Source organism: Nonomuraea sp. NPDC059023, from assembly GCF_042740095.1.
Lineage (GTDB): Bacteria > Actinomycetota > Actinomycetes > Streptosporangiales > Streptosporangiaceae > Nonomuraea.
The window spans coordinates 25388-46585 of record NZ_JBHYIO010000055.1; the positions used below are offsets into that span (position 1 = coordinate 25388).

General features: G+C 72.9%; 21 protein-coding genes. 6 read left to right on the top strand and 15 right to left on the bottom strand.

Annotated elements, in window-relative coordinates; translation table 11 throughout:
* Positions 1-25 precede the first annotated feature (25 nt).
* The 3 genes from ACFWYW_RS52580 to ACFWYW_RS52590 all read right to left on the bottom strand — a co-directional run bounded on the left by ACFWYW_RS52580 (position 26) and on the right by ACFWYW_RS52590 (position 3708).
* Positions 26-3124, bottom strand: coding sequence for a S41 family peptidase (locus ACFWYW_RS52580; protein ID WP_379624267.1), 3099 nt, complete (start codon positions 3122-3124; stop codon positions 26-28).
* 69 nt (positions 3125-3193) lie between these two features.
* Entirely contained in the window at positions 3194-3319 is a 126-nt protein-coding gene (locus ACFWYW_RS52585) for a hypothetical protein (RefSeq protein WP_379624270.1), read from the bottom strand.
* Between the two features lie 122 nt (positions 3320-3441).
* Positions 3442-3708: a DUF3040 domain-containing protein gene (locus ACFWYW_RS52590; RefSeq protein ID WP_379624272.1), complete on the bottom strand. Its 267-nt coding sequence runs from the start codon at positions 3706-3708 to the stop codon at positions 3442-3444.
* Between the two features lie 132 nt (positions 3709-3840).
* On the opposite strand from ACFWYW_RS52590, the gene ACFWYW_RS52595 reads away from it, so the two are divergent.
* Positions 3841-4875: an Rv2578c family radical SAM protein gene (locus ACFWYW_RS52595; protein ID WP_379624274.1), complete on the top strand. Its 1035-nt coding sequence runs from the start codon at positions 3841-3843 to the stop codon at positions 4873-4875.
* On the opposite strand, the gene ACFWYW_RS52600 is transcribed toward ACFWYW_RS52595, so the two are convergent.
* On the bottom strand, positions 4876-5814 hold the full coding sequence (locus ACFWYW_RS52600) for an AraC family transcriptional regulator (protein WP_379624276.1): 939 nt from the start codon (positions 5812-5814) through the stop codon (positions 4876-4878).
* A gap of 71 nt (positions 5815-5885) precedes the next feature.
* Here ACFWYW_RS52600 and ACFWYW_RS52605 point away from each other — a divergent pair, with 71 nt between their 5' ends.
* Positions 5886-6722 (top strand): SDR family oxidoreductase, encoded by an 837-nt coding sequence (locus ACFWYW_RS52605; protein ID WP_379624278.1) that lies wholly within the window; start codon positions 5886-5888, stop codon positions 6720-6722.
* Entirely contained in the window at positions 6719-7090 is a 372-nt protein-coding gene (locus ACFWYW_RS52610; protein WP_379624280.1) for a DUF4440 domain-containing protein, read from the top strand. The genes ACFWYW_RS52605 and ACFWYW_RS52610 overlap by 4 nt, the downstream gene beginning before the upstream one ends.
* A gap of 270 nt (positions 7091-7360) precedes the next feature.
* Here the strand turns inward: ACFWYW_RS52610 and ACFWYW_RS52615 are convergent, their stop codons facing one another.
* From ACFWYW_RS52615 to ACFWYW_RS52645, 7 genes are read right to left on the bottom strand one after another with little or no spacing between them, the layout of a single operon-like run.
* Positions 7361-8530, bottom strand: a complete 1170-nt coding sequence (locus tag ACFWYW_RS52615) for an RNA polymerase sigma factor (RefSeq protein WP_379624282.1) — start codon at positions 8528-8530, stop codon at positions 7361-7363.
* Entirely contained in the window at positions 8527-8871 is a 345-nt protein-coding gene (locus ACFWYW_RS52620; protein ID WP_379624284.1) for a YciI family protein, read from the bottom strand. The genes ACFWYW_RS52615 and ACFWYW_RS52620 overlap by 4 nt, the downstream gene beginning before the upstream one ends.
* Positions 8868-9200 (bottom strand): YciI family protein, encoded by a 333-nt coding sequence (locus ACFWYW_RS52625; RefSeq protein ID WP_379624286.1) that lies wholly within the window; start codon positions 9198-9200, stop codon positions 8868-8870. The genes ACFWYW_RS52620 and ACFWYW_RS52625 overlap by 4 nt, the downstream gene beginning before the upstream one ends.
* Before the next feature lie 11 nt (positions 9201-9211).
* Entirely contained in the window at positions 9212-9787 is a 576-nt protein-coding gene (locus tag ACFWYW_RS52630) for a hypothetical protein (protein ID WP_379624288.1), read from the bottom strand.
* Positions 9788-9801: 14 nt separating this feature from the next.
* The gene (locus tag ACFWYW_RS52635) at positions 9802-10560 is read right to left on the bottom strand and encodes a MerR family transcriptional regulator (RefSeq protein ID WP_379624290.1); all 759 of its coding nucleotides are present in this window, start codon (positions 10558-10560) and stop codon (positions 9802-9804) included.
* Positions 10561-10593: 33 nt separating this feature from the next.
* Positions 10594-10935 (bottom strand): hypothetical protein, encoded by a 342-nt coding sequence (locus tag ACFWYW_RS52640; RefSeq protein ID WP_379624292.1) that lies wholly within the window; start codon positions 10933-10935, stop codon positions 10594-10596.
* 54 nt (positions 10936-10989) lie between these two features.
* Positions 10990-13011 carry a HelD family protein gene (locus tag ACFWYW_RS52645; RefSeq protein WP_379624294.1) on the bottom strand — a complete coding sequence of 674 codons (2022 nt, stop codon included), beginning with the start codon at positions 13009-13011 and terminating at the stop codon, positions 10990-10992.
* A 48-nt stretch (positions 13012-13059) separates the two neighbouring features.
* Here ACFWYW_RS52645 and ACFWYW_RS52650 point away from each other — a divergent pair, with 48 nt between their 5' ends.
* Positions 13060-13680: a TetR family transcriptional regulator gene (locus ACFWYW_RS52650; protein ID WP_379624296.1), complete on the top strand. Its 621-nt coding sequence runs from the start codon at positions 13060-13062 to the stop codon at positions 13678-13680.
* A 27-nt stretch (positions 13681-13707) separates the two neighbouring features.
* Positions 13708-14289: an NUDIX hydrolase gene (locus tag ACFWYW_RS52655; RefSeq protein WP_379624298.1), complete on the top strand. Its 582-nt coding sequence runs from the start codon at positions 13708-13710 to the stop codon at positions 14287-14289.
* 123 nt (positions 14290-14412) lie between these two features.
* On the opposite strand, the gene ACFWYW_RS52660 is transcribed toward ACFWYW_RS52655, so the two are convergent.
* Positions 14413-18270: a hypothetical protein gene (locus ACFWYW_RS52660; RefSeq protein WP_379624300.1), complete on the bottom strand. Its 3858-nt coding sequence runs from the start codon at positions 18268-18270 to the stop codon at positions 14413-14415.
* Positions 18271-18437: 167 nt separating this feature from the next.
* Here ACFWYW_RS52660 and ACFWYW_RS52665 point away from each other — a divergent pair, with 167 nt between their 5' ends.
* Positions 18438-18863 carry a hypothetical protein gene (locus ACFWYW_RS52665; RefSeq protein WP_379624302.1) on the top strand — a complete coding sequence of 142 codons (426 nt, stop codon included), beginning with the start codon at positions 18438-18440 and terminating at the stop codon, positions 18861-18863.
* Between the two features lie 311 nt (positions 18864-19174).
* Here the strand turns inward: ACFWYW_RS52665 and ACFWYW_RS52670 are convergent, their stop codons facing one another.
* The 3 genes from ACFWYW_RS52670 to ACFWYW_RS52680 all read right to left on the bottom strand — a co-directional run bounded on the left by ACFWYW_RS52670 (position 19175) and on the right by ACFWYW_RS52680 (position 21193).
* On the bottom strand, positions 19175-19825 hold the full coding sequence (locus ACFWYW_RS52670) for a lysophospholipid acyltransferase family protein (protein WP_379624304.1): 651 nt from the start codon (positions 19823-19825) through the stop codon (positions 19175-19177).
* A 235-nt stretch (positions 19826-20060) separates the two neighbouring features.
* On the bottom strand, positions 20061-20417 hold the full coding sequence (locus tag ACFWYW_RS52675) for a GntR family transcriptional regulator (protein WP_379624306.1): 357 nt from the start codon (positions 20415-20417) through the stop codon (positions 20061-20063).
* The gene (locus ACFWYW_RS52680; RefSeq protein WP_379624308.1) at positions 20414-21193 is read right to left on the bottom strand and encodes a hypothetical protein; all 780 of its coding nucleotides are present in this window, start codon (positions 21191-21193) and stop codon (positions 20414-20416) included. Before ACFWYW_RS52680 ends, ACFWYW_RS52675 begins: the two co-directional genes overlap by 4 nt.
* Between the last annotated feature and the right edge of the window lie 5 nt (positions 21194-21198).

Below are 21198 nucleotides of genomic sequence, written 5' to 3' on the forward strand. Positions count from 1 at the left end.
GACCTTTTAGACGCTGTTCACCCCGTCAAGGTTGCACGCGAGATGCGGGTGTGTGCGGGGGTTTGCGTTCGAGCAGGTCAAGGGCGGTGTCGATCGCCTTCTCCAGTTGGGTGTCGATTCCGGCCGCGTAGTCCTGCGGGGTGATGTCGACCTCGATGTCGGGGTCGGTGCCGTAGTTCTCCACTTTCCAGCCGACGTCGTCGAAGGCGAAGGAGAACTCCGGCTGGGTGGTGACGGTGCCGTCGGCCAGCCGGTGGCGCGGCCAGATGCCGACGACGCCGCCCCAGGTGCGCTTGCCGATGAGCGGGCCGAGGCCGAGGAGCTTGAAGGTGTGGCTGAAGATGTCGCCGTCGGAGGCGGCCCACTCGTTGGTGATGGCGACCAGCGGGCCGCGCGGGGACTCGGCCGGATAGGGCTCGGGGTGGCCCCAGCGCGGGTAGTCGTAGCCCAGGCGGCGCCGGGCCAGCTTCTCCAGCAGCAGGGCCGAGACGCTGCCGCCGCCGTTGAAGCGGACGTCCACGACGAGGGCGTGCCGGTCGTACTCGGCCAGGAAGCCGCGGTGGAACTCGGCGAACCCGGTGGTGCTCATGTCGGGGATGTGCAGGTAGCCGATGCGGCCGGCCGAGCGCTGGTGGCAGCGGGCCCGGTTGAGGTTGACCCAGTCGCGGTAGCGGGCGGGCCCCTCGTCGGCGATGGCCCTGACGGTGGCGGTGAAGGTGTCCTCGCCGCGGCGCAGCGTGAGCTCGACCTCCTGGTCGGCCTGGCTGACCAGGCGTTCGTTCGGGGTGGTCTCGGCGCCGATGGGGTGCCCGTTGATCGCCAGTACGGCGTCGCCCGGCCGTACGTCGAGGCCCATGCGGTTGAGCGGCGAGGTGGCCTCCGGATCCCAGGGGTCGCCGGTGACGATGGCGCCGATGTGGTAGACGCCGTCGCGGTAGTCCCAGTCGACGCCCAGCTTGCCCTGGCTGTAGTCGGGACCCGGGCGGTACTCGCCGCCGCTCTCGTAGGCGTGGCTGGTGGCGAGCTCGCCGTGCAGCTCCCACAGCAGGTCGGAGAACTCGCCCCGGGTGCTGACGCGTTCGACGAGGGGCAGGTAGCGCTCGTAGACGGCCTGCCAGTCGACGCCGGACATGTCGGCGGTCCAGAAGTTCTCCCGCTGCAGCCGCCAGGCCTCGCGGAACATCTGCCGCCACTCGTGTTCCGGCCAGACCGAGACCTTCACACGGGCCAGGTCGATCCAGCCGCTCTCCCGGCTGGGCGGGTCGTCGTCGTGCTCGGGGACCTCTCCGGCCTTGACCACGCGGAGCCGGGCGCCGGCGCGGTAGAGCAGCGTCTTGTGGTCGCGGGCGAGTTCGAGGTCGGTGACGTCCTCCGCGAACGTCTCGTTCTTGGCCTTGGCGAAGTCGTACAGGTGCAGGACGGGCTCGCCCTCCAGCGGGCTGGACAGGATGAGCGCCTTGCCGTGCAGGGCGGCGATGCGCTCGTACCGGCCTTCGGGCAGCGGGAAGGCGGTGACCCGATGGATCAGGCCCTCGGCGTCGACCTGGAGGGGTGTGGGGTCCTCCTCCTCGTTCTCCTCCTCGTCCTTGGTCTCCAGCGGGCGGGGCTGGGGGACGAAGGGGTCGGGCGCGTCGCGCCGCAGGGCGATGGCGTACGGGCGGGTGCCGAGCGGGAAGCCGAGATCGAACTGGAGCTGGTCCCAGACCGGGGAGAAGGTGCGCTGGCCGATGAAGTAGAGGTAGCGGCCCTCCGGGTCGAAGCAGGGGGCGCCGTCCTCCAGGATGGGCTCGCTGGCCTGGACGATGCGGCCCGACTCCGGGTGGTGGAGCTTGATGGCGGTGGTCTGGGCGTTGAGCGGGCTGGCGTAGGCGAGCCAGGTGCCGTCGGCCGACCAGGCGGGGTCGTGCGGGCTCGCGTGGGGGTTGGCCTCGACCAGCGTCGCCTGGCCGGTGCCGAGGTCGAGGAGGTGGAGCTCGCCCCGGTGGTTGGTGACGGCCACGCGGTCGTGGGCGGGGTCGGGGACGAGTTCGTTGATGCGGCCGAGCTCGGCCAGTTCGGTGGCGGAGCCGGGGCCGAGGAGCGTGACGGTCTCGTCGCCGTCGGCGCCGCTGGCCGCGGCGACCAGCCGCTCGCCGTCGTTGAGCCAGGTCAGGTGGCGATAGCGGACGCCGTGAGGCGCGCCGTGCTGGCGGACCGGGCCCTCCCAGGCGGCCATGGTGTAGGCCTTGCCGCGGGTGGTGAGGGCCAGGGTGGTGCCGTCGGGGCCGAGGGTGGCGCTGTCGAGGTAGTCGGCGGCCTCGACGAAGCGGCGGTTGCGCTGGGTGCGGGAGGAGGCCAGGCGCACGTCGATCTTCCGCGCGTGGTCGGCGCCGGGCGGGAGGAGGTAGAGGTCGGCGCCGGCGTGGTAGACGAGGTGGAGGCCGTCGCTGGTGAGATTGCGGGCGTAGTAGTCGCTGTGGTGGGTGTGGCGCTGGAGGTCCTCGCCGGTGGGGGTGCAGGAGTAGACGTTGCCGGTGCCCTCGTGGTCGGACAGGAAGTAGACGCGCTCGCCGCTCCAGCAGGGTGCGGCGAGGTTGCCGGGCAGCTTGATGAGGCGGCGGAAGTCGCCGTGGCCGTCGGGGTCGATCCACAGGTCGCCGGCGGTGCCGCCCCGGTAGCGCTTCCAGCGGGCGGGGTCGGCGGTGTTGCGGCCAAGGACGATCATGTGGTGCGGGCCGTAGGCGATGGAGTTGGCGGGGCCGTACGGCAGGCGTTGCGGGACCCCGCCCGGGGCGACCCGGTGGAGCCATTTGCGGCCCTCGAAGGGCTGGCCGGCGTCGCTGGCGTACAGGATGCGGTCGTCGTGGTCCCAGCCGGTGACGGTGCAGCGGGCGCCGTGGTAGGTCAGGCGGGTCGCGGCGCCGCCCTCGGCGGGCATGACGTAGACCTCTTCCGGGCCTTCCTCGCGGCCGACGAAGGCGAGCTGGTCGCCGCGCGGGGAGATGCGGGGGTATCCGGCCTCGGCCAGCCCGGCGGTGAGTCGGAACGCGCGCCCGCCCTGGGCGGAGACCATCCAGAGGTCGTCCTCGGCGGCGAAGACCACGACGTCCTGGAAGATGGCGGGAAAGCGCAGGTAGGCGGGCATCGTCTCTCCGTGGTCAGACAGCCGGGACGTGGTGTCCCGGCTGTCTGATCCTTTCAGTGCCGATGGCTCTTATGCTTCTTCCACCGGCTTGCGCGTTTCCTGGCGCTTGGCGGCCTTGGCCTGCCTGGTGGCCTTGATGGTGGCCTTCTTGGCCTTGCCGGATTTGGCGGCGGGTTTCTTGCGTTGCTCTGCCATTGCTCTGTTCCCCCGATGTACTCGCGACGAATGTGCGATGTCTGATACGACATCAACGCCGTTAATACCCACTTGCTCCATAAATCCGACATTTCGCCTATGGGGGGGCGCGTACGCCTGGATCAGAACGCCAGGGCGGCGGCCTCGTTGCGGAGCACGAGGATGAGCAGGGTGGCCACGAGCGTGGCGATGAGCAGCCAGCTGATCATGATGATGATCGTGGAACGGCGCGGACGGCGGCGGGGGACCGACTCCGCGTTGGCCCTGGCCTCGCTGCGCCGGGCTCGCTCGTTGAACGACTCCAGGCGCGCGACGAGCCGCGGGTCCTCGTCGACGAGGTGGCGCTCGATCTGGGCCAGCAACCTCTCCTCGTCCTGCGACCAGGCCATGGTGCACCTCCGGAACGCAAGCTCTGTTCCGACTTTCTGCCCAACCATGAAGATCATTAGCCGTGATCTTGCCCAGTAATTGTGCGCTCTTTTCCTTTGCGATCACAGTCGAACCTCTGTTCTAATCATGGCATGCGCTGGGACAACCTGCGGCTCACCGGGGCCGACGACCGTGATCCTGCGGTGCCGCTGTTCGCCGAGGAGGCGGTGACGCGGAGATTCGACACGCCCGAATTCCGGGGGATGACCTTCTTCGAGGTGCGCGCCCGCTCGATCATCAGCCGCGTGCCCGCCACGAGCCGCATGTCCTTCCAGCACACGATCAACCCCTACCGTGGTTGTTCCCATGCCTGCCGCTACTGCTTCGCCCGCAACACCCACACCTACCTCGATCTGGACGCCGGCCTCGACTTCGACTCCAAGGTCGTGGTGAAGGTCAACGCCGCCGAGCTGACCCGTCGCGAACTGGCCGCGCCCCGCTGGCAGGGCGGGCACGTGGCGATGGGCACCAACGTCGACTGCTACCAGCGGGCCGAGGGCCGGTATCAGCTGATGCGGGGGATTCTGGAGGCGCTGCGGGACGCAGCCAACCCGTTCTCCATCCTCACCAAGGGCACGCTCATCCTGCGCGACCTCGACCTGCTGACCGAGGCGGCGCAGGTGACCGACGTGTCCGTCAACGTGTCGGTGGGCTTCGTCGACGAGCGGGCCTGGCGCACCGTGGAGCCCGGCACCCCGCACCCCGAACGCCGCCTGGCCGCCTGCGCCCGCCTCAACGCCGCCGGGATCCGCTGCGGAGTCCTGATGGCACCGGTCCTGCCGTATCTGACCGATTCCCCGGCCGAGCTGGAACGCACCGTCGAGGCGATCGCCGCCTCAGGCGCGGTGCACGTGACGCCGCTGGTGCTGCATCTGCGGCCGGGGGCCAGGGAGTGGTACCTGGGGTGGCTGGCCAGGGAACACCCGCGCCTGGTGCCGCGCTACCTGGAGCTCTACGGCAGAGGCGCCTACGCGCCCCGCGCCTACCAGGAGCGCGTCAGCGCCCAGGTGAAGGACCTGGCCCGCCGCCACGGCATCGGCGGATCCGGCCCCGCCGGCCCCCGCCGCCTCGCCGGGCGCGCCCCCGCCAAGCCCGGACCGGCCGCCGAGCAGCTGACCCTCCTGTAGTCACGGCCGGGCGTCGGCGCGGTACTCGCCGGGCGTCAGCCCGTACCACTGACGGAAGGCCAGGTGGAAGCCGACCGGCGTGCCGTAGCCGACGCGTTCGCTGATGCGGTTGTGCGGCAGCGCTGTCTCCGACAGCAGGCGGGCGGCCTCCTGCATGCGGCGGGCGGTCAGGTGGCGCATGGGCGCCTGGCCCACCAGGCGGCGGAAGGTCGCGGCGAAGGCGGAACGGGACATGCCCGCCTCGACGGCGAGCGTCTCCACGGTCCATGGCTCGGCGAAGCGGGTCTGCACGGTGTGCAGCGCGGCGGCCACGCCCGGATGGCGCAGCGCCTCCAGGACCGCCGCGCCCGCCGGCAGCGCCGAGCCGGGGGCGTCGAGGGCGGCGCGCAGCGCGAGGACGAAGACGAGTTCGAACGCGCGCAGGGCGACGAGCTGGGCGCCGGGCGCGGCGGCGTCCCACTCGCCGGCCAGCCGCTCCAGCGTCGCGCCGAGCAGCGGATGGGCCCGCAACCGCGCGCTCTCCAGCACGAACAACGGCGGCAGCGCCTGGTAGAGGGGAGTGGCGGCGGCGCGGTCGTAGTGCAGGCCGCCGCACAGCATGACGGTCCGCGCGCCCGGCCCGTCGATCTCGACGGTGCGCACGCCGCCGGGCTGGCGTTCGGGAAGGACTCCGCTCAGCGGTACGGTGGCCCGCCCCGGCCGGTCGGCCAGCCGGTGGGCGCTGCCGTGCGGGAAGACGGCCAGATCGCCGGTGGCGAGGGTGACGGGCGGGTGGCCGGGCAGTTCGACGGTGCACGAGCCCTGGTCGACGTAGTGCAGCAGGGCGCAGTTCTCCCGCCGCCCGGCCACGCCCCAGGGCGCGCGGGCCTGCCAGCGGCTGTGGAAGACGCCGTGCAGCCGCAGCGGGGCGAGCAGGTCGCTGAGAAGATCCCCATCCACCGGACGATCCTTAAAGATTGCGAGAGTGTGCTTTATGGAGCGTATCCCGTGGGCCGGGCAGGCTGTCTCCCATGACCTTCCTTGTGATGAACGCCGCCGGCGCCCAGGGCGGCGCGGTCGCCCGCCGCCTGCTGGCCGAAGGCCTTGCCGTACGCGCCTTCACCCGGAGCGGACGGGCTCCTGAGGGGGCGCGGCCGTTCACCGGAGACCTGGCCGACGGCGCGGCGGTGAAGGCCGCCTTCGACGGCGTCACCCACGCCTCGGTGATGCTGCCCATGGTCTACGACCCCGGCACCGTGGACCTCTACGTCCGCAACGTGCGGGACGCGGCGCTGGCGGCGGGGGTGCGGCGGCTGGTGTTCAACACCGGCAACCGCCTGCCCGCCGCCCAGACCGGCGTGCCCGCCTTCGAGACCCGCCGCCGCGCCGGGGACGACCTGCGCGCCGCCGGGCTGCCGGTCGTGGAGCTGCGCCCGCCGATCTACCTCGACAACCTGGCCGCCCCCTGGGTGGCGGGACCGCTGGCCGCCGACGGCGTACTGGCCTACCCGCTGCCCGCCGACCTGCCCGTGGCCTGGCTGTCGCACGCCGACCTGGCCGCCGCCACCCACGCCGCGCTGACCCTCGACGGGCTGGAGGGCGCGATCCTGAACGTCGGCGCGGCCGAGGCCGTCACCGGCGCGGACCTGGCCGCCGCGATCGGCGCCCGCTTCCACGCCCAGGACCCCGCCGCCTTCGAGGCGGCCCTGAGCGCTCTGGCGGGCCCGGCCACCGCCGCGGCCGTCGCGGACACCTACCGCTGGGCCGCCGCCGACCGCCCGCTGCTGGCCGCCGACCCCGCCGCGCTCCACCTTCTGGGCGTACGGCCCGCCGCCCCGATCGACTGGCTCACCGGACGGTCCCGATGACGGCGCGAGAGGAGATCGTCCGCCACCACCAGGTGATCGAACGGTGGCTGTCGGGGGAGCCGGGGCAGGAGTTCGAGGAGTTCGACCGGGCCCACGCTGCCGCCTTCACCCTGACCGGGCCCGACGGCCGCACCCTGGAACGGGAGCAGGTCATGCGCCAGGTGCGCGACCTGCGCGGCGCGGTGCCCGGCCTGCGGATCGAGATCCGGGACGTGCGCGTGGTGGCCGAGGCCGGGCCGCTGCTGGTGGCCGCCTACCAGGAGTGGCAGGAGGGCGGCGCCCGTCAGTCCACGGTCGTCTTCCGGCGCGCGGGCGGGGACCTGCGCTGGCTGCACCTGCACGAGACCTGGCTGAACAAGCCCGCATGATCGTCACCCCCGCCGACCGGCTCGGTCGGCCACAGGTCAGGGGCGCAGGTTAGGGGCGCAGGTCAGGTCCGCAGGTCGGGGGCGCGGGTTAGGTCCGCAGGCCGGGGCCGCAGGTTAGGTCCGCAGGTCGGGGGTGCGGGTTAGGTCCGCAGGCCGGGGCCGCAGGTTAGGTCCGCAGGTCGGGGGTGCGGGTCGGGGCCGCAGGTCAGGGGAGCGGGCCGGGGGGATCGGTCAGGGGCGTGGGTTAAGGGCGCGGGTCGGGATGCGGGTCTAGGGGCGTAGGGCGGCGCGGCGGGACTGCAGGAACTCGCGCTCCGGCGCCGTCCCCACCAGGGCCAGCGCCTTGCCGTACTCCTCCACCGCCTCTTCCAGCCGGCCCAGCCGCCGCAGCAGCTCCGCCCTCGTCGCCGGGAGCAGGTGGTGGCGTGGCAACCGCTCCTCCAGGCCCGCCAGCAACTCCAGCCCGTCGGCGGGCCCCCGGGACTCGGCCACCGCGACGGCCCGGTTCAGGCGGACCACGGCCGATCCGGTCAGCGCCTCCAGCAGTTCGTACAGCTGGGCGATCGCGGTCCAGTCGGTGTCCTGGGGCAGGACGGCCGAGGCGTGCTCGGCGGCGATCGCCGCCTGCACCTGGTAGAGGCCCGGCGGGCCCGGCCGCAGCAGGCCCAGGGCCTCGGCGATCTCCTCGCGGTGCCAGCGCCCGCGGTCCTGCTCGGCGAGCGTCACGATGCGCCCCCGCTCGTCCAGCCGGGCATCGCGCCGCGCGTGGTGCAGCATCATCAGCGCCAGCAGCGCGCTGACCTCGCTGTCGTGCGGCATCAGCGCGGCCAGCATCCGGGCCAGCGCGATCGCCTGCGCCGCCGGTTCCGTGCGGATGAGGTCCTCGCCCTCAGCCGCCGCGTACCCCTCGGTGAAGATCAGATACAGCACGGCCAGCACCCCGTCGCGGCGCGCCACCAGCTCCGGGCCTGACGGCACCCGGTACGGGATGCCGGCCTGGCTGATCTTCTTCTTGGCGCGGGTGATCCTGGCCGCCATCGTCGCCTCGCCGACCAGGAACAACCGGGCGATCTGCCGCGTGCCCAGCCCGCCCACGCAGCGCAGCGTCAGCGCCACCCGCGCCTCCATCGACAGCGCCGGATGGCAGCAGGTGAAGATCAGGCTGAGCAGGTCGTCGCCCGCCTGCGGCTCGTCGACCACCAGCAGCGGCAGCTTGCGGGCCGCGACCGCCATGTGGCGCAGCCGCGAGACCGCCCGCCGCCGCGCCGCGGTCAGCAGCCACGCCGGCGGGTTGTCCGGCACCGGCGGCCAGGCCGGCACCGCCGCGGCGAAGGCGTCCTGCAACGACTCCTCCGCCAGGTCGAGGTCACGCAGCTCGGTGGTGAGGATGGCGAGCAGGCGCGCCCAGTGCTCGCGGTACGCCTGCTCGACGGCGTTCATCCCGAGTACTCCACCACCGGCCGCACCTCCACGGTCCGCTCCGGGCAGGCGGTCGCCAGCTCGATCGCCTCGTCGAGATCCTTGGCCTCGATGAGGTAGTAGCCGCCCAGGTGCTCGACCGTCTCCACGAACGGCCCGTCGGTGCGCAGCACCTCCCCCTCGCCCCGGCGCAGGCAGACCGCCTCGCCCGGCGCGCCCAGCTCCTCGCCTTCCAGGTAGGCGCCGCGGCCCTTGAGCATCTCGATGTAGGCGCCGTGGCGGGCGATGCCCTCCTGGATCTGCTCCGGGGTGGCGCTGGCCCATTCGGTGGCGTCGCCGTACAGCAGCAGGGCGTACTTCACGACGCGCACCTCCTGATCTCCACGTCGGACGGCATGGCCGCGGCCAGCTCGATCGCCTCGTCCAGGTCCTTGGCCTCCACGATCTGGTAGCCGGAGATCTGCTCCACGGTCTCGGCGTAGGGTCCGTCGGTGATGAGGACCTGGTCGCCGTTCTTCCTGACGGTGGTGGCGGTGGAGGAGTGGGCCAGCTCGTTGCCGCCGAGGTTCGCCCCGCGCTCGGTGAGCATCGCGGTGTAGGCGCCCCACCGGGCGTAGACGGCGGCACGCTCCTCGGGCCCCGCCTGCGCCCACGGCCTCTCATCGCCCACGACGAGCAGCACGTACTTCATGGTTTCTCCCTTCAGTCACTGCCATGACGCGCGGGCGGCGCGGAAATCGACAGCGTCCGGAGAAATTCTCGCGGATCGTCGGCGAAGAACCTGATCGAACTCGCCTCCCCGGTACGGCCCAGCGGCCGCGTCACCGTCACCGGCTCCGACAGCTCCAGCACGAGGTTGGTACGCGAGTCGACGACCAGTTCCAGCCGCCCCTCGGTCAGGGTGACGAACCCGGAGTCGTGGATACGGCTCGCGGCCCGCGCCGAGACGATCAGTTCGCGGGGGATGCTGAGGTCGAAGGCGGCTCCTTGGCGCAGCCGTACCATATGCTCGCCCACCACGTGCGGCCGCGACCGCGCGGCGGCGATCATGCCGAGGTTGGCGAGCACGAAGTAGACGTGCACGACGGTCAGGATCGGCCAGCCCAGCCACAGCTCCAGCGCCACGCCCTCCACCACGATCGCGAACAGGAACAACCACAGCGTGATCGACCCGCCCGCGTGATAGGAAAGGGCCACCTGGCCGGGCCCGACGCCGTGGCGGCGGCCCAGCGCCCAGTAGCCGAGACTGGCCAGGGCGCGCAGTTCGTGCGCCAGCATGCGGCGCGCCACCCTCACGGCTTGCTCAGCAGCTGCATGACGCGGCGGATGACGACCGCCTGCCCGGGGCTCAGGTCGGCGAAGAAGGCCCGCACGAACGGGTCCTCCTCACCGGGTATCGGCAGGCTGCCCTCGGGGATCAGCTCGCGCGGCGTCAGCTCGATCAGCCGCCAGGCCAGCTCCTCCACCCGCGGGTCGTCCTCGTCGGGGACGATGTCGGCGAACGCGTCGAGCTCGGCGTAGACCTGCATGACCTGGGCGTGGAACTCCGGGTCGGTCTCCGGCAGGGCCAGGACGGGGTCCACGAAGTCGGCCCGCTGATCGGCGGGCATCGAGGTGTCCAGAAGCGCCAGGAACTCGCGGTCGCGCTCGGCCATCCCGCCGCCGCCCTGGGGCAGCCGGCCGAGGATGCGCGCCATCTCGGGGGAGAGGGCGTCGTCGGGTTGCGGATTCTCCTGCTCCAGCAGGGTGGCCAGGCGGGCGCGCCGTTCCCTGATCTCGGCCTCCTGTCTCTCCAGGTCGGCGTCGAGCTCGGTCAGCACCTCGCGCAGCTCGCGGCCCTGCTGGTCGGCCAGTACGTCGCGGATCTCCTCCAGCGACAGGCCCAGCTCCGACAGCCGCCGGATGCGCGACAGGGTGACGGCGTCGCGCAGGGTGTAGAGGCGATAGCCGTTGGCCCGCCGTTCGGGCTCCGGCAGCAGGCCGAGGTGATGGTAGTGGCGCACCGCCCTGGTCGACACGCCGGCCAGGGCGGCGAGTTCTCCTATCCGCATACCTCTATGAAAGACCTTGACGCTACGACAAGGTCAAGCGCTCATGCTCCGGACCACCAGGAATCCGATGAGCATACCGAGGATCATGGTGACGCCGGAGGCGACCGCTGCCCACTTGCCGAGCGACTCGCCCCGGGTGTGGCCGACGATGCCGAGCACGATGCCGATGAGGCCGAACAGGATCGGGATGAACAGCAGCGCGATCGCCGCGAACACGAACCCGATGATCGACAGGATCTGGACGCCCGAGCCGCTCTTGGGCGGGGATCCGTGACCGGGCTGGCCGTACGGCTGGTCATAGGGAGGAGCGGGCCCCGGCTGCTCGGGCGGTGGTGACCACTGCGGCCGGGCGTTCGGATCGTCTGGTGTGGTCATAGGACTTCTCCCTAGGTGTGGACCCCCGAAAGTCGTGCCTGTCTAGGATTCATCTCACACCGAAGCCGCACGTCCTGTCGAGTCTGCGGTGCTCAGAGGGCCGGGCAGCGGACGGGCGTGCAGCACGTCCAGCCGGGAGACGGCCCGCGTCAGCGCCACGTACAGCCGGTTGAGCCCGCGCGCCTCGGCCTCGGCGATCTCGGCGGGCTCGGCGACGATCACGTGGTCGTACTCCAGCCCCTTGGCCGCCGAGGCGGGCACCAGGCTGACCCGGAACGCCGTGTCGCCGCCGGTCCCGGGTTCGACGAGGGTGGCGTCCAGGCCGGCGTCCCACAGCGCCGCGCGCAGCCCGTCCACGGCCGGATCGGCGGCGATCACCCCGATCGAGCCCTCCAGCTCCAGCGCCCGCCGCACCGCCGCCACGACCGCCGCCGGCAGGTCGGCGGCCTCCCGCACGCTCAGCTCGCCGTCACGGCGGAAGGAGCGGGTCGCCGGCACGTCGGCCTCCAGGGCGGCCAGCAGCCGGTTGGCCAGCTCCACGACCGCCGCCGGGACGCGGAAGCCGGTGGTGAGCTCGACCGTGCGCGCCGCCGGCTTGCCGAGCGCGGCGAGCTGGGCGGCCCACGCGCGCGCCGCCCACGGCGTGGTGGCCTGGGCCAGGTCGCCGAGGACGGTCAGCGAGCCGTGCTCGCTGCGCCGGGCGATGGCGCGGCACTGCATCGGCGACAGGTCTTGCGCCTCGTCGACGATCACGTGCCCGAAGCCCGCGGGCCGCTCCAGCAGCCCGGCCAGCTCGTCCAGCAGCACCGCGTCGGCGGCCGACCAGCGGGCGCTCTTGTACGAGCGCGGCGGCCGCGCCCAGGTGATCGCCTCGATCTCGTGCTCCTCCAGGACGCCGCCGGCCGCCTTCGCGGGATCGGTGAGCAGGTCGGCCAGCACCTGCTCGGGCTTCGGCGCCGGCCAGACCGCGTCCAGGAACGGCGTGACCTGCCGGCCCATCCGCTTCGTCCAGGCCGGGTTGACGAGGTGCCCGCGCAGCTCGGCCTGGCGGGCGACGCGCGCCATGATCCGTGAGCGCACGCGTTCGCGCCCCGTCAGGTACGGCAGGCTCTCGCGCCGCGTGTCGTCCACGATCCGCCGCAGCTCGTCCTCGTACACCCGCCACCGCGCCGCCCCGTCGCTCACCACGACCGGTTCGACGGGCCTGGCGATCCGCCCGTACAGCGCCCGGCGCAGCACCTCGGCCATCCGCGCGTCGTGCTTGACCGCCGCCGCGGGCGCCGGGTCGGTGGCCCCGACCTCGGCGCCGCCCAGCAGCTCCTCCAGCGTCGTCTGCTCCACCTCCACCTCGCCCAGCGCGGGCAGCACGGCGGAGATGTAGCCGATGAAGGCCCGGTTGGGTCCCAGCACCAGCACGCCCGAGCGCTCCAGCCGCGCCCGGTGCGCGTACAGCAGGTACGCCGCCCGGTGCAGCCCCACCGCCGTCTTCCCGGTGCCGGGCGCGCCCTGCACGCACACCGACTCGCCCACCTCCACCCGCACCAGGTCGTCCTGCTCGGGCTGGATGGTGGCCACGATGTCGCGCATCGGGCCCACGCGCGGCCGTTCGATCTCGGCGGTCAGGATCGCGCCGCCGCCCTGCTCGCCCCGGCCCAGGTCCTCGTCCTCGAACCCGGTCAGCCGCAGTCCCGACCACCCGTAGCGGCGCCGGGTCGCCACGCCCTGCGGGTCGCGGGCGCCGGCCCGGTAGAAGGCGCGCGAGACCGGCGCCCGCCAGTCGATGACCAGCGGCACGCCGCCGTGCTCGCCGGCGATGTGACGGCGGCCGATGTAGTAGGAGCGATCGCGGTGCTCGCCCTGGCCGAACGCCAGCCGCCCGAAGAACGGCGGCCCGTCGGGCTCCTCACTGAGCTCCTTGGCCAGGCTCTTCAGGTGGCGGCCCAGCCGTTCGGCGCTGTAGCGGTCGCCGGCCACGCTCTCGCCGATGACGACGTTCTCGCGCGCCCCCGCCAGCATGCGCCGCAGCCCCGCGCGGCACGTCTCGACGTAGTCACGCTCCTGGTCCAGCGTGCTCATCCAACTCCTTTAACTCGGTTAAGTTATTTACCAGGTTAACATGATGGCATGACGGGACTACGCCGGCGCAAGCGGCAGCAGGTACACGAGGCGATCTCGGCGGCGGCCATCACGCTGTTCCTGGAGCGGGGCTTCGACGAGGTGTCCGTGGCCGAGGTGGCCGCCGCCGCGGACGTCTCCAAACCCACGCTCTTCAAGTACTTCGCCACCAAGGAGGACCTCGTCGTCCACCGCATCGCCGACCACCAGGGCGAGGCCGCCCGCGTCGTGCGCGCCGCGGACGGCGACCCGCTGTCCGCCCTGCGGGACCACTTCCTGGCGGGGCTGGCCCGCCGCGACCCGGTCACCGGGCTCAACGACCACCCCGCGGTGCTCGCCTTCCACCGCATGGTCTTCGAGACGCCCAGCCTGGCCGCCCGCGTGGCCGTGTACGTCGCCGCCGACGAGAGCGCACTCGCCGACGCCCTGGCCGGGCACTACGACGAGCTGTCCGCGGCGCTGCTGGCCGCCCAGGTGCCGGCCGCGCAGCGGGTGCTGGCCCGCCGTACGTGGCTGGAGCTCTCCCGCGGGCGCGCCGCCGACGAGGTCCACCCCGAGGCGGTGGCCGCCGCCGGGCGCGCCTTCCACCAGCTCTCCCTCGCCTTTCCGGTACGGCCCGCCGCCTCCTGAGCCGGGGCGGGGTGAGATCCTGGGCCGGTGTTCGAGGCGTTAGAGGCTGAGGTTCGGGCGAATCTGGACGGGTTCGAGCGCCGGGCGGCGCCGCCGGCCGAGGGGTTGCGTGGGGCGGCGGTGACGGTGTGCGTGCTGGAGGGGCGCGAGCCGTACCTGATCCTGATCAAGCGCGCGCCGCGCGGGCGCAACGCGGGGCAGTGGGCGCTGCCGGGCGGGCGGCTGGACGACGGCGAGGAGCCCGTGCGGGGGGCGCTGCGCGAACTGGCCGAGGAGACCGGGATCACCGGGGTGCGGGTGGCGGGGCTGCTGGACGACTTCGTCACCGACTCCGGGTTCGTGATCACTCCGGTGGTGGCGTTCGGGGGCGATCAGCGGGCCGTACCCGACCCGCGGGAGGTCGCCTCCGTGCACGAGGTGCCGCTGGACCGGCTGCTGGCCCCCGGTGTGCCGCGCTGGCGCGGGCCCCTGCTGCAGATGCCGCTGGGACCCTCGATCCTCGTGCACGCGCCGACGGGGGCGATCCTGTGGCAGTTCGCCGAGGTATGCCTGCGCGGCCGTGAACTGCGCGTCTTCGACGTCGCCCAGCCCACCTGGACCAGAAGATGAACAGCCCTCACCCCACGCGGCCCCGCCATGGCGTGCGGCGCTCGGCCCGTGCGCCAGCCTTGTGGACCTCGCTCCGCGGCGACGGCTCGGCGAGCATGAGGTGTAGCCCGGACATCGCGAATTTCACGCGGGGCAGGGTGGTCTGAAGGCGACGCCGGTCACGTGCTTGCGCCACTCCGGCTCGGTGATCGCGTCCCCCGACTCCCGGCAGAGCCTGGCCGTGATCCGTGCCGGATCCACCTCCCACAGCCGCACGTCGCCCCCGGCGCTGGCCAGCATGCCGCCGTCGGCGCTGAAGGCCAGTTCCGTGTAGCTCTCGCCGGGGCTGTTGACCGCCACCCGCAGCAGCGGCGCCGCCGGGTCGGTGATGTCCCAGAGCCACAGCTGGCCCGCCCCGGTTCCCACCGCCAGCATGCCGTCGCGCGGGTCGAAGGCCACCGCGAACACCCGCCCGTCCGGCCCGGTCAGCGGCGCGCCCGCGAGCACGGGACCGGCCGCCTCGCCCAGCCGCCACAGCCGGATGGCCCCCGACGCGTTGCCGGCGGCCAGCAGCGCGCCGCCGTGGCTGAAGGCGACCGAGCGCACGTCGTCGCCCATCGCGGTCAGGAGCGTCGTCGCCCGCCCCGGCGCGGCCGGATCGTGTACGTCCCACAATGCCACCACGCCGCCCTGCGTCGCCGCCGCCAGCCGCCGCCCGTCCGGGCTGAACGCGACCGCGAAGACCTGCCCCGAGCCCGGGTTCAGCGTGGCCAGCGCCCGCCACGTGCGCGCGTCCCACAGGCGAACCGTGCCGTCGTCGCTGCCCGCCGCCAGCAGCCCGCCGTCGGGACTGAACGCCACACCCTGCACGAGCGCCGCCGGGCCGAGCAGCGTGGCGCGGCGCACCGGCCGCGCCGGGTCGGTGATGTCCCACAGCAGTACGGCGTTGCCGAGCCGCGTGCCACCCGCCAGCGTGCGGCCGTCCGGGCTGATCGCCACCGTGCTGCCCATCCGGTCGTACGGCGCCGGCGCGGTCAGCGGCGGGCTCACCGGCGAGGGACGGCGACCGGCCACGTCCCAGAGCCTGAGGTCACCCGCGGCGGCGGCCAGCAGGGTGGAGCGGCCGCTGAAAGCCACGTTGTCGATCGGGTGCTCGCTCGCCTCGATCACCGGTCCCGGCAGGTCCCAGACGCGGGCCACGCCGTCGGCGCCGCCGGTGACGACGAGGCGGTCGCCGTTCCTGAACTGCACGGCGGTCACCGGCTCCGGGTGCGGCAGCAGACCGACCACCCGCCCGGTCGCCACCTCCCACACCCGCGCGCTGTTGTCGGCGCTGCCGACACCCAGCAGGCGGCCGTCGGAACTGAACGAGACCACGTTCACCCACACGCTCACCTCTGCCACCAGCGGGCGCCCTCGCGGCTCCGGCCGGTCCGGGCGGGTGGTGTCCCACAGCCGCACGGAGCCGTCGTTGCTGCCGACCGCGACCAGCGTGCCGTGGTAGGCGAGGGCGTTGACCCGGCTCGGCAGCGGCAGCGGGGGACCGGCGGGCCGCACGGCGCTCAGGTCACCGGTGTCCCACAGCCGCAGCGACCCCGCGGTGTCGGTCCCGCTCCCCGCCGCCAGCACCCGCCCATCCGCCCGAAACGCCAACGCCCGCACCGCACCCTCCGGTGCGTCCACGCTTCCCGCGCCGTCCGCGTGTGTCGCGCCTCGTGCGCCTTCCACGTGTTGAGCGCTCTGTGGGTCTTGTGCGCCCTTCGGGTCTTTCATGCCCTTGGTGGTGTTCTGGTCCTCTGCGGGGGCCGGGGTGGTGAGCGGGGGAGTGAGGGTGGAGGTGCGCAGGTCCCAGAGGCGGATGGTGCCGTCGCGGCTGCCGATGGCCAGCACCTGCCCGGCCGGGCTGAAGTCCAGCGCGTAGACGGTGTCGGCCGGGCCGCTGATCGGGGTGCTCAGCGGCTTCGCGTGTGCCGGGTCGGACACGTCCCACAACCGGACGGTGCGGTCCTTGCCGCCGGTGGCCAGGATGCGGCCGTCCGGGCTGAAGGCCACCGCGTAGATCGAGCTGGTGTGCCCGGTGAGCGGCGGGCCGAGCCGTACCGGATGGCGTGGGTCGGACAGGTCCCACAGCAGGACCGCGCTGTCGGTGACGGAGGCGCCCGCGGCGGCCAGCAGCCGCCCGGACGGTGAGGTGGCCACCGCCTGCAGCGCCCGCCCCGGGCGGACCATCCGGGTGACCGCGGGCGCGCCGGCCGCCTCCACCAGGCCGGTACGCGCCTCGACCGTCGGCGCGAGCCGGTAGGCGGCCACCGCGAGCTGGGCGGCGAGCACGGGGTCCGTGGCGCGCAGCCGGGCCGCCGTCATCGTCATGGTCCGCGAGATCGCCATGTCCCGCGCCTGGTCGGCCTCCACTCTTTTCCACTGGGAGTACGCGGCCAGCCCGCCCGCCAGGACGGCGAGCACGGTCAGGGCGGCGAGCAACTGGTAGAGGTGGCGGTTCCTGCGCCGGTGCTGCTGGAGGCTCACGTCGAGGAACTGCCGCTCCAGCGGGTTCAGCTCGGCGCGGCGCACCGGGTCGCCGGCCCACTCCCTGGCCGCCTCCAGCCGTCCGCCCCGGTAGAGGGCGCCGGGGTCCCGTTCGCCCGCCTCCCACGACTGGGCGGCCTGGGTGAGCTGGCGCAGCACGCGCAGTCCCGCCCGGTCGGCGTCGATCCACGAGCGCAGCCTCGGCCACGCCGACAACAGGGTCTCGTGGCTGATCTGCACGGTGTCGGCGTCCACGGTCAGCAGGCGGCGCCGTACGAAGTGGTCCAGCACCGCCCCCGCCTCGCCGGCCAGCTCGTCCCGCGTGACGCGGCGGCGCGTGTCGGCGGTGTCGGTACCGATGTGCGTCAGCCGCAGGAACGCCTGCCTGGCCAGCTCCTGCTCGGCGGGCGTCAGCTCGGCGTAGACGGACTCGGCCGTGGCCGCCACCGCTCCCCGCAGGCCGCCGCCGGCCCGGTAGTGCTCGACGGTCATCCTGCGGCCGCGGGAGTTCTCCCAGGTGGCCAGCAGGGTGTGCGACAGCAGCGGGAGCGTGCCCGCCTCGTGCGGGGCGATCTCGCGCAGGAGCAGCTCGACCAGCCCGGTGTCGATGTCGAGGCGGGCGCGGCGGGCCGGGCCCTCGATGGCCTGGCGCAGCTGGCTCTCGGTCATCGGCCCGACCACGAGCTGACGCGTCTGCAGCGCGCCGGCGAGCGCCGGGTGCCGAAGGGCGTGCGGATAGAAGTCCGCGCGCATGCCCACCACGACCGGCGCCGCCTCGGCCAGTTCGGTGAGCTCGCCGATGAAACGCCGCCGTTCGCCCTCCGTGAGGGCCGCCGTGAAGATCTCCTCGAACTGGTCGACGATCACCACCCCGTCGGTCGCTCGCGGGTACGGGCTCTCGCCGGGATTCAGCAGCACCCAGGACGGCAGGGCCGGGATCAACCCGGCCCGCAACAGTGACGACTTGCCCGACCCGGACGGCCCCACCACCATGGTCAGCCCCGGCGACACCTGGTCGACCAGCCGCCTGGTCAGCTCCTGCCGCCCGAAGAACCAGCCGGCGTCCTCCGGTCGGAAACACTCCAGTCCCCGGTACGGCGGCGCCTGGTCGGCCGAGCGGCGGCCCGGCGCCCGCCGTACGCGCAGCAGCGCCCGCACCCATCGCTCACGCTGCTCCGGGTCGGTGACGCCGCAGGTGAGCAGGACCTTCTCGTATTGGTCGGCCTGCGAGGCCAGCGGCACGTTCGCCCCGCGAAACCATCCGCCCAGCGTGCCGTAGGGGACGTCGACGGCCTTGCCGAGCTCCCTGATCGTCTTTCGCGCCGTGTTGCGCAGGAGGGTCAGCTCACGAGCCAGATCCTCCCGGGTGGCGACCCGATCGGGGTCGGGAACGTCGGGGGTGGTGACCCGATCGGGGTGAGGTTCCTCGGGGGTGGTGACCCGGTCGGGGCCGGGACGATCTAAGCCATCGGGCATGCCATCCTCCGCGAACCTGGCGCGACATCGCACCCATAGTGGCGGAGCGCCGGGCCTTATGTGCGGCCTTGTGCGGAGAATTCGTGGCCCGTTGCCGCTCGCCCCGGAGATCCCTTTCGCTGGCCTCGATCGGTAGCTCACACCTGCTCGACAGCACGGGGAGAGACATGCGCAAACGCATCAAGCGGACCCTGGTCGTGCTCGCGACGACGCTCGCGACGGCCGCGGCCCTGTTCACCGCGAACCCGGCGCCGGCCAGCGCCGACCCCTGGGGGTGGCGCTGGTGCGCCCCCAGCTACGTGATCATCGACTGCGTGGTCAACCAGGCCGGCTCGCAGTCCGGCGCCATCGAACCGCACAACCCGGAGGGGTGGCTCTACGTGCGCTACTCCTCGGTCAACTCCGCGTCGTGCTACCTGAAGTTCTGGTACACGGACCGGACGACCAACAGGGAGAGCTACTTCGGCGGCAGGTGGGCGTTCCCGGTCCCGAGATCCACCAGGATCACCGGACTGGACCCGTCGCGTTACTACGACGTCCGGGTCGCGGCCGTCAACTGCACGGCCTACGTCCGGGTCCAGAACTACACCTAGCATGCGGGGGCCGGCCGGGGCGGGAGATCCCACCCCGGCCGTTCGCGTCGTCACAGCGCCGCTGGTCCACGTGGGCCGTTACGGCGGTGCGTTTGTCCGACGTGAGAAGCGATCCCCACGATCGGCGCCCGCGCACGGCGGCGGGTGGGGGTGGGGCGGCTTGCCGTAACGGATGGGGGGCGTGACGGAGGCGACACCACAGCGGATGAGCGGCGTGACGGAGAAGATCCCACAGCGGATGAGCGGCGTGAGGGAAGGACACGACAAGGGTCTGGCGCCGTGACGGAATGTTGTGAGGATAGTGAGGTCGTCTACGACGCGGCTTTGAGGCTGGCGGCGTAGCGGGCGACGTACTCCTGGCCGGAGAGGTGCTGGATGGCGGACATGATGTCGTCGGTCACGCGGCGCCGGTCGCGGGCGCTCTTGTAGTCGCCTTCGAAGCGCATCGGCTCCCCGATCGTGATCCCGATCTTGGCCGGGCGCGGGACCTTGGCGCCGACCGGCATGACCTTCTCGGTGCCGGACAGCGCCACCGGCAGCACCGGCTTGCCCGTCTTGAGCGCCAGCCACGCCACGCCGATCTTGCCCCGGTACAGGCGGCCGTCGGGGGAGCGGGTGCCCTCGGGGTGGATGCCGAACAGTTCGCCGCGCTCCAGGAGGTCGGCGGCGGCATCGAGCATGGCCTGCGCGGCGTGGGCGCTGTCGCGGTCGGTGGGCAGGCTGCCGCCGAGCCGCATGAACCACTGGGAGACCGGGTTGCCGGAGAAGTACTCGCTCTTGGCGGCGAAGGTCACGTGGCGGGGCAGCAGCGCGGGCAGCAGGAAGGAGTCGATCATCGACAGGTGGTTGGCGGCCAGGATGGCACCGCCCGTCCTGGGGACGTTCGACCCACCCGAGATGTGCGGGCGGCACATGACGTTCGCGAGGGGGGTGGCAGCGAACTTGACCACTTGGTACAGCAACAGGTCTCCTGAATCGATCTCGCTCCGGCGCACCCCACCATAAAGCAGGCGCCCCACTCGATGTGCAATATCGATTCGCGTGCGAAATCGTCGCCTGATCAGCGCTGGAGCGGGGCCGGCCGCATCCTCCAACGTTGATCATTCCGCGAATATTCCGAAACGACGTTTTGTGGATCATGATCCGGGCGCCGCCGGCCCGCGCTCGCCGTACCCGCTCCAACCATCAGGACCGCGGTCAGCGCGCGGCCAATGCCGCCTGGACGATGCGGAGCGCCTCGCCCGCGTCGAGGCCGACGCCGGCGATCACGGCCGCGTAGTCGGCGGCGGCTTGGCGGGCGCGTTCGCGGCCGTCCTCGCCGGCGGCCGACACGAACGAGCCCGCCCGTCCGCGGGTCTCGATCAGCCCCGCCTCCTCCAGTTCCCGGTAGGCCCGGCCGACCGTGTTGACGGCCAGGCCGAGGTCGGCCGCGAGGTGGCGAATGGTCGGCAGCCGGGCGCCCACGGCCAGCGTGCGGTCCTGGATCTGCCGGGCGAGCTGGACCCGCAGTTGCTCGAACGGCGGCACCGGCGAGGTCGCGTCGATGACGATCATCGAACGATCATGACCTGCCGGGCCACCGTCGCGCACGACGCCGTCCTGGCATGGAGCGCGACGCACGCGGCCAGGCTCAGGACGATGTACGCGAACGCGGCGGCGCCCCACCAGCCGGGCGCGGTGCCGAACAGCACCACTGGCAGCGACCACTGCACGCTCGGCGTGGTGAGCTCGCGGGCGTCCTCGACGCGCATGATGACGTCGGCGGTCAGCGACTCCTCGTCCTCCGCCACGACCGGGAACCTGAGCAGGTGGCGCAGCTGCATCGCGGTGATGGCCGTCGCGCCGAGCAGGCCGATCAGCACGACGACGGCCAACTGCACGGTGGGGCCGGGAACGGTCAGGGCGCTCGCGGCCAGCGCCATCGCGCCGGCGAACGTGGCGACCACGAAGACGGCGAACGGCCGGCCGAGCACGGTCCGCCAGCCGGGCTGGATCGGATGGGCGGCCCGGCGCGACAGCGTCGCCCCCGCCCGCTGGTCGACGCGTCGTACCCACCGGTCGAGCAGCGACTGCGCCAGCAATAGCCCGGCCACCGACACGGCCAGGGCCACCAGCAGCAGCGGGCGATACGGCTGGAGGCCGCCGAAGCTGGAAGTGGCGGTGAGAGCGCACACGATGATCAGCGCGGCCAGGATGACGTACGTGGCCAGGCGGGCGCGTCTGCGAGCCGCCAGCCGGCCGGCCAGCAGCGGGGTCGGCCGGGCGCCGGCAAGGTCGTGCCGGGCGAGCCACTCACCCGCCAGCCGCAGCTCGTCGGTGTCACGGGTCACGACGC